This is a genomic window from Floridaenema evergladense BLCC-F167 (assembly GCF_041929205.2).
GTDB lineage: Bacteria > Cyanobacteriota > Cyanobacteriia > Cyanobacteriales > Aerosakkonemataceae > Floridanema > Floridanema evergladense.
In genome coordinates, this window is record NZ_CM171625.1 from 1,750,654 (window position 1) to 1,763,904 (window position 13,251).

Annotated in this window: 9 protein-coding genes and 2 pseudogenes; 3 read left to right on the forward strand and 8 right to left on the reverse strand. The window is 40.8% G+C overall.

The features are described 5' to 3' along the window. Positions 1-8 precede the first annotated feature (8 nt). Entirely contained in the window at positions 9-659 is a 651-nt protein-coding gene (locus tag ACE1CA_RS08330; RefSeq protein ID WP_413277617.1) for a lysophospholipid acyltransferase family protein, read from the reverse strand. A gap of 111 nt (positions 660-770) precedes the next feature. Between ACE1CA_RS08330 and ACE1CA_RS08335 the strand changes: the two genes are divergently transcribed. Continuing rightward, positions 771-2,051, forward strand: coding sequence for a cyanophycinase (locus ACE1CA_RS08335; protein ID WP_413277616.1), 1,281 nt, complete (start codon positions 771-773; stop codon positions 2,049-2,051). 196 nt (positions 2,052-2,247) lie between these two features. Here ACE1CA_RS08335 and ACE1CA_RS08340 read toward each other — a convergent pair whose 3' ends face one another. The 3 genes from ACE1CA_RS08340 to ACE1CA_RS08350 form a co-directional block, all read right to left on the reverse strand. Further along, positions 2,248-3,033, reverse strand: a complete 786-nt coding sequence (locus tag ACE1CA_RS08340; protein ID WP_413277615.1) for a DUF1995 family protein — start codon at positions 3,031-3,033, stop codon at positions 2,248-2,250. A gap of 96 nt (positions 3,034-3,129) precedes the next feature. Next, complete coding sequence (locus ACE1CA_RS08345; RefSeq protein WP_413277614.1) at positions 3,130-3,753, reverse strand: tetratricopeptide repeat protein; 624 nt, start codon at positions 3,751-3,753, stop codon at positions 3,130-3,132. A gap of 57 nt (positions 3,754-3,810) precedes the next feature. Further along, the gene (locus ACE1CA_RS08350; RefSeq protein ID WP_413277613.1) at positions 3,811-4,977 is read right to left on the reverse strand and encodes a cysteine desulfurase family protein; all 1,167 of its coding nucleotides are present in this window, start codon (positions 4,975-4,977) and stop codon (positions 3,811-3,813) included. A 245-nt stretch (positions 4,978-5,222) separates the two neighbouring features. On the opposite strand from ACE1CA_RS08350, the gene ACE1CA_RS08355 reads away from it, so the two are divergent. Further along, the gene (locus ACE1CA_RS08355; protein WP_413277612.1) at positions 5,223-6,893 is read left to right on the forward strand and encodes a DUF655 domain-containing protein; all 1,671 of its coding nucleotides are present in this window, start codon (positions 5,223-5,225) and stop codon (positions 6,891-6,893) included. Positions 6,894-7,007: 114 nt separating this feature from the next. On the opposite strand, the gene ACE1CA_RS08360 is transcribed toward ACE1CA_RS08355, so the two are convergent. The 4 genes and pseudogenes from ACE1CA_RS08360 to rfaE2 all read right to left on the reverse strand — a co-directional run. After that, positions 7,008-8,411, reverse strand: coding sequence for an IctB family putative bicarbonate transporter (locus ACE1CA_RS08360; protein ID WP_413277611.1), 1,404 nt, complete (start codon positions 8,409-8,411; stop codon positions 7,008-7,010). Between the two features lie 167 nt (positions 8,412-8,578). After that, positions 8,579-10,093, reverse strand: a complete 1,515-nt coding sequence (locus ACE1CA_RS08365) for a GAF domain-containing sensor histidine kinase (protein ID WP_413277610.1) — start codon at positions 10,091-10,093, stop codon at positions 8,579-8,581. Positions 10,094-10,445: 352 nt separating this feature from the next. Further along, positions 10,446-10,895: pseudogene (locus ACE1CA_RS08370) on the reverse strand (GUN4 domain-containing protein); the annotation flags it as partial. A 249-nt stretch (positions 10,896-11,144) separates the two neighbouring features. Further along, positions 11,145-11,630, reverse strand: a pseudogene (gene rfaE2 / locus ACE1CA_RS08375) (D-glycero-beta-D-manno-heptose 1-phosphate adenylyltransferase); the annotation flags it as partial. Positions 11,631-11,760: 130 nt separating this feature from the next. Between rfaE2 and ACE1CA_RS08380 the strand changes: the two are divergent. Continuing rightward, the gene (locus ACE1CA_RS08380) at positions 11,761-13,185 is read left to right on the forward strand and encodes an NADP-dependent isocitrate dehydrogenase (RefSeq protein WP_413277609.1); all 1,425 of its coding nucleotides are present in this window, start codon (positions 11,761-11,763) and stop codon (positions 13,183-13,185) included. Positions 13,186-13,251: the final 66 nt, after the last annotated feature.

A 13,251-nucleotide genomic window follows, 5' to 3' on the forward strand; every position in this document is an offset into this window, starting at 1 on the left:
GACAAATTTTACCCCCTTTTTAACCCTTCGATTAACGAAGTTTCTAAGACTTCGGTTAAGATAATGGCTGTTTGCTTGTCATTTTCTTGACGATAATCTCGGCTGTAAATTGGTGGGTTAATGTTGATGAACACATTGGCTAAGAAGTTAGCACTAGGTTGATATTTTAAAGTAATGGGAATAATGGGAATGGAGGTAGGTTGAGGTAATTTTGCTTCTGCTTGTAAGACTAGTCTAGCTAATCCCGGTTTGAGCGATCGCAAAATTCGATCGCGCACAATTCCCCCTTCAGGAAATAACACCAACTTTTTCCCAGCTTGTAACAACTCAATTGCGTTACGCATACTCGATACAGTAGGATGATTTAAGTCAACTGGGAAAGCTCCCAATCTCTGAATAAACCAACCTTGAATTCCTGAAAATTGATTAGCATTGGTCATGAAAAACAGGGGTTCTCTACTGAGTAAACTAATTAATAATGGGTCCCAACGGCTATAGTGTTTTGGTGCCATCACCACCGGGCCAAATTCTGGTAAATATTCCTCGCCTTTAATGAGAATTTTGCCAAAGTACAAGCTGAGAAAAATTCGATGAACCGGGAAAAGCGACCAGTAAAGCCAAGGCGAAACGTGAGGGAATAAGGTAATTTGGGAGTTCATTTTTAAACTAATCAATATAACAAATAGATGGAACTTTTAATTTAATTAATGAATATGGTATAATCTACGGAAATCAGGGTGTCAATATTTGAAGAGCAACAATTAAGGAAAATGAATCAGCGGTCATGGTTTGTATTTGTGATTGTAGCGATCGCCATACTCATTAGAGTAATTCCTCTTAGTTTAGCAAATCCTAAAGAAATAGCAATAACTGTGAAATCATCTCCCTTATCTTCACCTTCATTAGTAATTGCTGGAGGTAATCTCCGTTACGATAATGGCGAAGTTTTCCAGAAAATTATTGAATTAGCTGGAGGAAAAGGCGCTAAAATTGCAGTTTTCCCAACAGCTAGTAGTAATCCCATTAAAAATGGTAACTATTCAGTAGAAGCATTAAAAAAATATGGTGCTGAGCCAATTTTTCTCCCCGTTGCTGTAGAAAATATCGATGTGGATTACCAGAAAGCTGTTAAAGATTCCGATTTAATTAAGAAAGTAGAAGCTTGTAAAGGAGTTTACTTTACAGGCGGTTCCCAAGAAAGAATTACACAGGCGCTTTATAGCAAAACTGGGGAAAAAACACCTTTATTAGATGCAATTTGGAAAATTTATAAAAAAGGCGGTGTAATTGCTGGAACGAGTGCAGGTGCAGCAATTATGAGCAATACTATGTTTCGTGATGCCAGTAATTTAAAAGTTTTAAAGTATGGAGTAACCGAAGGTAAAGAAATAGACAAAGGACTAGGTTTTATCGGCAATGATATTTTCATAGATCAGCATTTCTTTATTCGGGGAAGATTTGCTCGTTCCTTAGTCGCAATGAAAAGTAAAGGCTACAGTCTAGGAATTGGTGTAGATGAAAATACCGCTTTAGTAGTGAAGAATAACATGGCTGAAGTTATTGGTTATAAAGGTGCTTTAGTCATGGATCTTTCTGCTGCTTCTACTAACCCAAGTATTAAAGAGTTTAATATCAAAGATGTGAAGCTAACTTATTTGGATCGGGGTGATAAATTTAATTTGCAAACGAAAGAAGTTATTGTTCATCCGCTAAAATTAGCGGGAACTAAAGTAGAACCAAATAATCTAAAAGAGCAACTTAATAGTCATCAAATATTGTATCCTGACATTTTGGCAAATTCAGCTTTATTGGATTTAATGTTTAACTTAATTGACAGCGATCGCAAAGAAATAATTGGGTTAGCATTTACCAATGTTGCCGAAGATGAAAAACCCGAATTAGGTTTTGAATTTAAGTTCAGTAAGGGAACTGACACCCTGGGATATTCCACCAGTGTTTCTGGCAGTGAAGATTATACAGTTATCAATATTTATTTAGATGTAACGCCGATTCGGATGACTGATAAATTGTATGAGTATATTTCAAGTTAAAAGTTGGTGAGGGTAGGGACACGGCATTCAAAAGATAACGCAGGAGTTGCAAATATTAATGATGCCGTGTCCCTACAATTTTCCCCAAAAAGGCAAGGTTTTTGCACTAAAAGATTGTGATAGCCTTGCATTTATTGTGGACAAAAAATGGGTAAAATCTTTGCATATCTTACCTTTTACCTTTTTTCAGCAAACCCTAGTTATTTAAAGCACGTAAGAAGCGCTGCATACTGGCGAAAATTCCAGGTTTTTTCGGTTTTGGGGCATCACCGGAATTGCCATTTGTTGGTTGAGTTGCTGTCATTAAAATTCGATCGATCTCCTCACCAACAGGTTTTTTCGGTAGTTCCATTAGTAATTGATATTCGCCCTGATTTTCTAACCAAACTTGCCATAAACTGGGATAACAACGGAAAATTGCTGCGCCTTCTAATGGTCGAACATAGTAACAGGAAAACAGCGTACTTAGTAAACGTTGCCGTAGTTGACGGGCGGCGTATCCAATTCCTACTGTACCTGCATCTTCTAAGTGGGGGTTGAGTAAAACTACAGGTCGATCGCCAACTGCTTGACAAATTTTTTCCACTTCCCCCACTTCTACAGAACTGGGATCGACTAGCAGAAATACATCATCTTCCGCAGCAATTTTGCTTTGAATTGGCAATTTACCTAAACCAATATCTTCCAATTTGTAGGGAATTTCTTTCCCCCAGTCGCGTCGCGCCAACGCTGCTGCACCTGCATCTGGGAAAAACACTTTTACTTGCGGATGAGTTTTTGCTTCGGAGTCTTCGCTTTTCTGGAAATTTGGCAGATTATCGAATACTGGGAGAAATTGTAGCGCGATCGACTGCGCTTGTAAGGCAATTTCGGGAAATACCATTTCCACTTGGATTCTAGTTTGTCCATCGGCGATCGCTGCTAGGGTAGCTTGTTGAGCTTGAGCGATCGCTTCTTCTAAAGTTTTGGGAAGTTCCAACATAGAGGATTTGTAGTTGGGTTTCAGGTTATCTTATTATCATCAATAGTATGATTCAGAAACGCCACTTCCACCATTTTAAATTTTAACTCCTTAATTTTAACAGCCTTTCATTTCTTGTCTTTTGTTTGGAGCAATAATCGGCCAACTGGTTTTTAATTTGCTTTCGTCTTTTTGTTGGACTGCTTGAATTAACTCCATCATTTGAGCAAATTTAAATGTAAATAATCTTGCTTCTGCTTGAAAATCAGCGATCGCTGCTTGCGGATAACCTGAAAAATAGTTGGCAAATCCTCTATTTTCTCGGACTAAAGGAGTAGAATTATTAAGTTTAATTGATTGGGTATAATCAGCAATAGCTGCCCGATAATTGCCCGAGCGCGCATAAGCACTTCCCCGATTAGCATAAACTAAATGAGCATTAGGAAAATCTGGTTTTAACCGCAAAAGAAAATTAAAATTGGCGAAAGCGTTCGGTAAATTTCCTAATAACACATAGCTGTTACCTCGGTAGAAATAAATATCTGCATAATTAGGATTGCGGCGTAAAGCTTGATAGAAATTTGCCAAAGCATTGTTTAATTTATAATTGAAATAATCCCGTTTACCTTGACAAAAATCCTGCTCTACTGAAACATTAGGAGATTGAGCTAAGTTAGTCGGGGCGATCGCATTTTTCAATAAACAATTTGAGGCAAAAAAAGCTGAACAAATTGGCAACATGATTACCCATTTAATTTATACAAATGGAACCACTTACAGTAAGTGCAGAGGTAACAACTAGACTTTAGATAAAACTGGTTCAGGAGTCAACCTTTGTAAAACTTGCTGTAAAACCATTGCCGTCCAATCTACATCTTCTTCTGTAGTATAACGTCCTAAAGTCAGCCGAATTCCAGCTTTTGCCGCTCGATCGCTGTAACCCATTGCCAATAGGATTGGGCTAGGATTAAGTTTACCACTGTTGCAAGCAGCACCAGCACTAATACCAATTCCGGCTAAATTTAATTGGCGAACGATCGTTTTTCCGCTTAATTTTTCCCCATCAGCATTTGGTAAACAAAAACTTAGATGATGAGGTAAACGTTGCCAAGGATGTCCGGTAGATTGCAGATTTTCCACATGAGATAATAAGTCAAAAAGGCGATCGCGCAACCGAATTAATCTCGGTGTTTCTTGACTCATTTCCTGCGCCGCCAATTCTGCTGCCACACCAAAACCAGCTATTATTGGTACAGCTTGAGTTCCCGATCGCAATTTCATTTCTTGACCTCCACCACCCAACAAAGGCACCAACTCCACACCCGGACGTACATACAACGCACCCGCACCTTGAGGCCCATAAATTTTATGACTAGAAAGGGAAAGCAAATCTACCCCTAATTTTTGCACGTCGATCGGTAATCTTCCCGCAACTTGCACGGCATCAGTGTGAAATAATACTCCATGAGAACGAGCAATTTCGCTCAATTCTGCAATTGGTTGTAAAGTTCCTACTTCACTTTGACCATAAATAATTGAAACTAAAACCGTGTTCGATCGCAAAGCATTTTGCAAATCATTTGGATTTACCCAACCCAAATTATCCACAGGTAAACGAGTGATTTCCCAACCCGAATTTTCCAGCAACTTTGCAGGTTCAGAAATCGCCGAATGTTCCACACTAGAAATAATAATGTGTTGCGGTTGAGAATAACATCGCGCCACACCCATAATTGCTAAATTATCTGCTTCCGTACCGCCAGAAGTAAAAATAATGCCATCAGCAGGCGCATTTATTAACCCTGCTACCTGCATTCTCGCTTGTTCTAAAACCGTTGCTGACCTTTGACCCCACTCATGCAAACTCGAAGGATTTCCCCACTGTTGAGTGAGGATTTGTTGCATCAGTGAGATCGCCTCTGGACGGGGCGGAGTTGTAGCGCTGTAATCTAAATAAATTTGCATATTTTCAACTCTAGCAGCTTTAACAAAAATTTAGAATATAACGATGATTCTAACTTAAGTTATTTAGCGATCGATTTGTACCTAAAGATTTGTACCCAAAGTAGGGGCAATTCATGAATTGCCCCTACCCTACTTCATTATTATCACCATAAGTACGGCAGATCCCAATTTAGTACCCAAATCTGATATTATTTTGCTTAATGGAAGGTAATGAAATTTACTTCAAATATTGTCTTTGATGAGCGATGTTGCATTTACCTAATTGTAATCTCCCAAAACTTTTTCCGGCAATTGTTTTGGCATTCTTCTTCTCAGCTTGCCAAAAAGCAGTTCCCCAAACTCAAAAACTTACTCCTTTACCCCAAGATCCCTTTGTTCAAGTATATTTCAATCACGCACAGTTACCTGAATATGTCGAACCTTATCGTCAACAAATAAGGTCAGGAGATAATTTAGAACAAGTTATAGTTGATACTATTGCCAGTGCTAAATCTACAGTAGATGTAGCAGTTCAAGAATTACGCTTACCTAAAATTGCTCAAGCATTGGTCGATCGCCAAAAAGCCGGAGTTAAAGTGAGAGTAATTTTGGAAAATAACTACAGTCGTCCTTGGGGTAAGTTTACCGCAGATGAAATCGCAAAACTGCCATCTAGAGAACAAGACCGCTACAAAGAATACCGCAAACTTGTAGACCAAAACGAAGATGAAAAATTAGATGTTGCAGAAATTAATCAGAAAGATGCTTTAGTAATTTTAGAAAATGCCAAAGTGCCAATAATTGATGACACTGCCGATGGTTCAGCTGGTAGCGGTTTAATGCACCACAAATTTGTAGTTGTTGATAATCGGATATCAATTATAACTTCAGCTAATTTTACAACTTCCGACGTTCACGGAGATTTGCAAAATCCTGACAGTTTAGGAAATGATAATAGTTTATTCAAAATCAATAGTCCTGAATTAGCCAAGGTTTTTACCGAAGAATTTAATTTGATGTGGGGAGACGGAGTAGGAGGAAAACCAGATAGTAAATTTGGAGTAAAAAAACCTTATCGTTCTCCACAAATAGTAGATTTGGGAACTGTTAACATCTCCGTGCAATTTTCACCTACTTCTCAAAAAATCCCTTGGGAACAAAGTAGCAATGGGTTAATTGGTAAAACTTTAGCTGCTGCTACTGAATCGATCGATCTAGCCTTATTCGTCTTTTCCGAACAACAATTAGCCAATATTTTAGAAACAAATCATCAACAAAACATCAAAATTAGAACTTTAATTGAGCCGGATTTTGCCTATCGTTATTACAGTGAAGGTTTAGATATGATGGGTGTAGCTTTAGTCAATGATTGTAAATACGAAATCAACAATCGACCTTGGCAAAATCCGATTAACACTGTGGGAACACCTTTGTTAAGAAAAGGGGATTTATTGCATCATAAATTTGCGGTTATTGATGGCAAAATTACGATCGCAGGTTCTCACAATTGGTCGGAAGCAGCAAATAGTAATAACGACGAAACTTTAGTAATAATTCAAAGCCCCAAAGTAGCCGCCCATTTTCAAAGAGAATTCGATCGACTTTATACCGATGCTCAACTCGGTTTACCAGATAGAATCAAGCAAAAAATTAAAACTCAACAGCAACAATGCCCACAAATTGAAACCGCATCTAAACCAGTTTCACAAAACTCAAATTCGCCCACAATTCCCCAAAATCAAAACCTTCCCAAAGTTAATCTTAACACCGCAACTCAACAAGAATTAGAAGCATTACCAGGAATCGGGCCAAAATTAGCTCAAGAAATTATTAAAGCTAGACAACAAAAACCGTTTAATTCTTTGGAAGATCTCGATCGCATCCCCGGCATCGGCCCAAGATTATTAGAAAAATTGAAAGACCGAGTAACTTGGTAGTGAGGGACAAGGGGACAAGGGGACAAGGTGACAAGGTGACAAGGTGACAAGGTGACAAGGTGACAAGATGATAATTTTATTCTCCCCTGCCCCTCTGCTCCCCTGCTCCCCTGCTTATCTCCAGTCCCTAGTCCCCAGTCCCCAGTCCCTAATCCCCTGTCGCAAATTAGTGTAATAACTGGCAATCAAAGCAATCATAAACCACCACAAAGTATTAACTTCTGGGCGATACAAAACCGTATCAAAAGTGCCATGAGCTAACATACCTAAAAGACTAGCGATCGCCGCCATTAACCAAAAAGCTTGCTGACTACCAAACTCTCTTAAACGGCGTAATTGTTGCCAACCTTGGTTAAAAGTAACTAACAGCAACCACAGGAAACATAATAAACCAATAAACCCAGTTTCAACCAATACCTCCAACACCACAGAATAAGCACTTAAAGCAGTAAAACGAGGACGCATATAAAGCGGATAAACTTTATTAAAAGCAGTATTACCAGGGCCAATACCTAAAATCGGACGATCGGCAATCATTTCCTTCACCGCCGCCCAAACATTTAAACGGAAATTATTACTACTATCTTCCCGACCGACAAACATACTCAAAACCCGATCGCGCACAGGTTCCACAAACAGCACCGCCAACACAACAAAACTTGCCATACTTCCTAACAAAATAGGCAACGACCAAGTGCGCCAAAACGGGGGCAAATTAACACTAAACCAGTAAAACAACAACAACAAAAAAGTGAAAAACATCACCACAAAACCAATCCAACCACCCCGGCTGAAAGTTAATATCAAACAAAAGGAATTAACCCCAAACATCACCACAGCCAAAGCCTTACAAATCCAACCTCGCCAAGCGAAAATAGCAGCAATTGAAAGAGCGATCGCCGGAACCAAATAAGCAGCCAGTAAATTAGGATTACCCAAATAACTATAAACTCGCGTCGTTTTAGCTAAAGTCGATTCTGCATCAACCCAAGTCGCCAACTGTGCAGCACCAAAAATCCATTGCCGTAACCCGTAAATGCTGACAACCAAAGCTACGTGCAAATACACAGTAATTATCCAAGAACGGAGACGAGGCGATCGCAAAACCCGCGCCATCAACGCAAAAAACAGCAGATACAGCGTCAACTTCACCAAACCAACCAGCGCCGCCGCTTTCACAGGCGACATCGCCGTTGCTACCGCAGAAATACCCCAATACAACAACACCAGCAAATGAATCGGAGTCACACCAGCACCCGCCTCATCCGATAACGTCAGCAGCAGCCAGAAAGCACCACTAGCCAACAGAAGCAAGCCCACCAGATCGTTAGACACAAACGGAGCCAGAGCAAACACCAGACAAACCAATAAAGCCCCCAGTGCCTCTCCCCACTGCATTAGCCAGCTACCCCTGCGCCAAGGAGTTAAACAACCCACTATTTGGTACAAATAGCTGGCACTCCGCCACCGATCCAAAGGCAAATTAGACAAAGTGATTTGTTGCCAAGCAGAATTCATAAATTACCTGTCATCTGTCATTTGTCATTTGTCATTCGTCAACAGCTATTTTCTCGATCGATGACCAATGACCAAAGCAGTATAGCTGAAGTAGACCAACCATTACAAAATTGTGAAACAGCCGATCCTTCAGAAGTATTTGGCATATCGTATTTTAAATTCTTAACTTACTCATCCACAGGCATAACTTTGGGCAACAGGATCACATAGCGATAACCCGACTCCGGCGAACCTTGAATCGAGATATAACCACCCTGCATCTGCGCTAAGTGACAACTGAGCAACAAACCTAAGTTTTCCCAAGATTCATTATTTAAAGCAGGCGACGAAATTTCTACTTCTTCATCAGTAGCCATTACCTGTTCATCAAAATCAGAAAAATCAATAGATGAAGAAGATTCGATGTGCGGATGTTCTTGTTCAGAAGGAATCACCAAAGTTGACCAACCTTCTTCCGCTTCCACCTCAGCAGGTAAACTTTCAGAAATCACAGGAATCGTCTTCATTGAAGATTGATGCAAGAAAGATTCCACATGAGGCAAACTATCTCCCAACCAAGGATGGGAAACCCAAACCGCAATATTTAACCCTTGATTTTTCCGAGACACATGAACCCGAATCACACAGCCAGTATCCGCCGATTTCAGCAAACTAGACACCAGATGATAAAGCATCTGTCTTACCTTTTCCTTATCTAGTTGCCAAATCCGATTACCCGGTTCCACAGAAACCCGAATTTTTTGTCCTCTGCGATTAGCCGCCTCCTCCAAAGAATTGCTTGCCAGTTGACAGAGCATTTCAATATCTGTTGCTGAAAGATTCAATTTTGGATCTTCTGCATTTAGTTCACCCAAAGCCAAAATTTCGTTAACTAAAGACAGCAAATATTGACCGCTGTTTTGGATAATTTCCAAATATTCCCGTTGTTTTTTTGTCAAAGGGCCATAAATTTCTCTACCTAAAACGCTTGCCATTCCCAGAACCGAGGTTAGGGGTGTTCTGAGTTCCTGAGTGATTTGTCCTAACAGTTTGACTTGAATTTGATTAGCTGCTAACTGTTCGCCAGATTGAGATGAGGAAAGGATTTGGGTGTTTAAATTCACTATTACTCCTGGAGGTTCAGCACCAGCTTGCAAGCGACTCCGCTCAAACTCACTCATAATCCAGCGAGCCATGAGTTCTAAAAATTCGATATCCTTGCTAGAAAAGTTACGTACTACTCTATCCATCACTGCTAAAGTACCCAAGCAATGACCGCTAGCGACTAATAGTGGTACTCCCAAATAGGCGCGGATACCGTAATGCTGCACTAATAAAGTTTTAACAAGATTTGGCTCGGCGATCGCGTCATTAATCGCCAAAACTCTTTGACTCTCTACTACATAAGTACAAAAAGATTCCGATCGCGACAACTGACGAGATGTTGCCAACTGATTCATTAAACCCAAGCGCGATAAACCAACAGCAGACTTGAACACTTGCCGATCTTTGTCCATAATGCCCAAAATACAGATCGGTGCATCTAAGAAATGGGCTGCTGTCTGTGTCGCCTCATCGAAAATTAGGATGTTTTCTGCTTGCAGTAGTCCAGATTCTGCTAATGCTTTGAGGCGTTGTTGTTCTGTTGCTTGAGGTGTAACACCATTCAAACCTAAAAATAGATTGTTTTCAGGGCTTACCATGCCAACTGCTACCCGCTTAAAATTAAGGTGAAATTTACTAGCTGCTGCCTGACGGCTTGTAGCTATTCTTAAAGTTCCCCAATAATCTTCCAGATAAACATCTTTTTAGAAAATAGTAATAAATTTTGGGGATTGGGGATTGGGGACTAGGAAAGTTTTGAGTTTTGAGTTTTGAGTTAATGAATTTCCCCTTGTCTCAGATCTTGCACCAGGGCTAAAAACCGGGTTTCTTGCAAATAACTAACCCTGAAACCCTAGATTTTCCGTCAAGAAACCCGGTTTTTCAAGGCTGGTTGAGAATGGTGCAAGATCTGAGTTGTCCCCTTGTCCCCTTGTCCCCTTGTCCCCAGCCTCAAGTCGTCCAAGCTGAATGAGATAATAAGGAAGCCATGACTCTCACCCCTCGTAATTGGTTAGATAGAGGCAAGTGTCCTTTGGGCGCACTTAGATCCCAGGTAAATTCATGGGGATATCTTGTCCAATTATTGCCTGTTTTCCAGCCGATTTTAGGCCATAGTTTTTCCCAATTTTTTCCTAAAGAAAGCCAGATTTCCCTTTGCACAGAAAACCCAAATTTGCCTTCTGAGTAATTCAACCACAGTTGATTAATGGTTTGTAAATCAGTAACGGGAAAGTTTTCTACTTCAGTAAAATACAACCATTTTCTTTGTACTGCTTCCACTCCCGCTAATTCACATAACTTTTCTAGAGTCATTTTATCGGCAGCTTGAAAGTTTTGTGCTTTCAGCAATGCTTCTAGGTGAGTGTAGTTAATATCGCGTTCAGATTTTAATAGCGCTATATCAGTATCGTTCATGGTTCATTGGTTTATTTTGGTGATTAGTTGATGATATTGGGACTGAGATAGTTTTGAGTTTTGAATTTTGAGTTAAGAAGAGTTGGAGAATTTTAAGTTTTAAATTCTCCCCTGCTCCCCTGCCCCCCTGCTCCCCTGCCCCCCTGCCCCCCTGCTCCCCTGCTCCCCTGCTCCCCTGCCCCCCTGCCCCCCTGCTCCCCTGCTCCCCTGCTCCCCTGCCCCTCTGCCTTCTTTTGCTTGTAGAATGCGATCGATTATTCCTGTGGTAGAGGTGGGTATTTCTATTTGAATTAGTTTTACCTGTCCACCATAAGCTTGCACTACGGTTGCTTCGGGGAGAGTTTCTAGAGTGTAGTCGCCTCCTTTGACATAGATATCAGGTTTTAGGTCGGTTATGAGTTGAGTTGCGGTGATTTCGGCAAAAATTACTACTCCATCTACGGGTTTTAAGGCGGTGAGTAGTTCGGCTCTTTGAATTTCTGGTATTATTGGTCGCTGTGGCATACCAGGGCGGTTTGGTTTAATGGTTTGCACGGATCGATCGCTATTTAACCCAATAACTAACGATCGCCCCAAGGATTTGGCTGCCTGTAAGTAACGAATGTGACCTACATGGAGTAAATCAAAACAACCATTGGTAAATACTAATGGTCGCCATCGATCTGGGGTCTTTGCGATCGCTTCTTGTAACTGGGCTAAAGTGTAAATACCTGAAATCATTGTTAAATATTCGCCCTTCACCAAGGACAGTGTACCTGACAATACCAAACAGTGCGTTCGCGAAGCGTACCGTTAGGTGTATCGTCTATGCTTTTCTAATATTGTGCTATTTAGGATGTATTAGTGCATTATGTACGACAAAATTACACCCCCAACAACAGGTGAACGCATTACTTTCAAGAATGGTGAACCCATTGTTCCCGATAATCCGATCGTTCCCTTCATTCGTGGCGATGGTACAGGTGTGGATATTTGGCCCGCAGCGCAACAGGTTTTTGATGCAGCGGTAGAAGCTGCTTACGGTGGCAAACGGAAAATCAGCTGGTTTAAAGTTTATGCTGGTGACGAGGCTTGCGAACTCTACGGTACTTACCAGTATTTGCCCCAAGACACCTTAACCGCAATTAAAGAATATGGTGTGGCGATTAAAGGGCCTTTGACAACTCCGATCGGTGGTGGTATTCGTTCTCTCAATGTGGCATTGCGGCAGATTTTCGACCTTTACGCTTGTATTCGTCCCTGTCGCTACTACTCCGGTACGCCTTCCCCACACAAAACCCCCGAAAAATTAGATGTGATTATCTATCGGGAAAATACCGAGGATATTTACTTGGGTATTGAGTGGCGCGAAGGTACGGAAATTGCTCAAAAGTTAATCCACATTTTAAATGATGATTTGATTCCGGCTACTCCCGAACATGGAAACAAACAAATTCGTCTAGATTCTGGAATTGGCATTAAACCAATTAGTAAAACTGGTTCTCAACGTCTTGTCCGTCGCGCTATTAAGCAAGCTTTACTTTTGCCCAAAAATAAGCAACAAGTAACTTTGGTGCATAAGGGCAATATTATGAAATACACTGAAGGCGCTTTCCGTGACTGGGGTTACGAGTTAGCGACTAGTGAGTTTCGTGCTGAATGTGTGACGGAACGGGAATCTTGGATTCTTAGCAATAAAGAAAGAAAACCCGACCTTTCTATTGAAGATAATGCCCGTCAAATCGATCCTGGTTATGATGCTTTAACTGAAGAAAAGAAAGCGCAAGTTTGCCAGGAAGTTGAAGAGGTTTTAAATGCAATTTGGGAAACTCATGGTGGTGGAAAATGGAAAGATAAAGTGATGGTGAACGATCGCATCGCTGACAGTATTTTCCAACAAATTCAAACTCGTCCTGATGAGTATTCCATTTTGGCAACCATGAACCTGAATGGAGATTATCTTTCTGATGCTGCTGCTGCGATCGTCGGTGGTTTAGGCATGGGTCCCGGTGCTAATATTGGCGATGAATGTGCGATTTTTGAAGCGACTCACGGTACTGCACCCAAACACGCAGGTTTAGATCGGATTAACCCAGGTTCAGTTATCCTTTCTGGGGTAATGATGTTTGAGTTTTTGGGTTGGCAAGAAGCTGCCGATCTAATTAAAAAAGGTATTGGTGGGGCGATTTCTAACCGTCAAGTTACTTACGACTTAGCAAGGTTGATGGAACCTCCTGTAGAACCACCTTTGAAGTGTTCGGAATTTGCTCAGGCGGTGATCGATCGCTTTAATTAAACTTGGTAAGCCCAGTTTTTGAACAGACTGGGCTTCTAGTTTTTTAATCACAAGTCAATCTACTAC

What these genes read in the sequence shown, in the direction of transcription:
- ACE1CA_RS08340 (WP_413277615.1), bottom strand. Translation starts at nt 3,033, where the DNA reads ATGTTGGAACTTCCCAAAACTTTAGAAGAAGCGATCGCTCAAGCTCAA.
- ACE1CA_RS08360 (WP_413277611.1), bottom strand. Translation starts at nt 8,411, where the DNA reads ATGAATTCTGCTTGGCAACAAATCACTTTGTCTAATTTGCCTTTGGAT.
- ACE1CA_RS08380 (WP_413277609.1), top strand. Translation starts at nt 11,761, where the DNA reads ATGTACGACAAAATTACACCCCCAACAACAGGTGAACGCATTACTTTC.
- ACE1CA_RS08335 (WP_413277616.1), top strand. Translation starts at nt 771, where the DNA reads ATGAATCAGCGGTCATGGTTTGTATTTGTGATTGTAGCGATCGCCATA.
- ACE1CA_RS08330 (WP_413277617.1), bottom strand. Translation starts at nt 659, where the DNA reads ATGAACTCCCAAATTACCTTATTCCCTCACGTTTCGCCTTGGCTTTAC.
- ACE1CA_RS08355 (WP_413277612.1), top strand. Translation starts at nt 5,223, where the DNA reads ATGTTGCATTTACCTAATTGTAATCTCCCAAAACTTTTTCCGGCAATT.
- ACE1CA_RS08365 (WP_413277610.1), bottom strand. Translation starts at nt 10,093, where the DNA reads ATGGTAAGCCCTGAAAACAATCTATTTTTAGGTTTGAATGGTGTTACA.
- ACE1CA_RS08350 (WP_413277613.1), bottom strand. Translation starts at nt 4,977, where the DNA reads ATGCAAATTTATTTAGATTACAGCGCTACAACTCCGCCCCGTCCAGAG.
- ACE1CA_RS08345 (WP_413277614.1), bottom strand. Translation starts at nt 3,753, where the DNA reads ATGTTGCCAATTTGTTCAGCTTTTTTTGCCTCAAATTGTTTATTGAAA.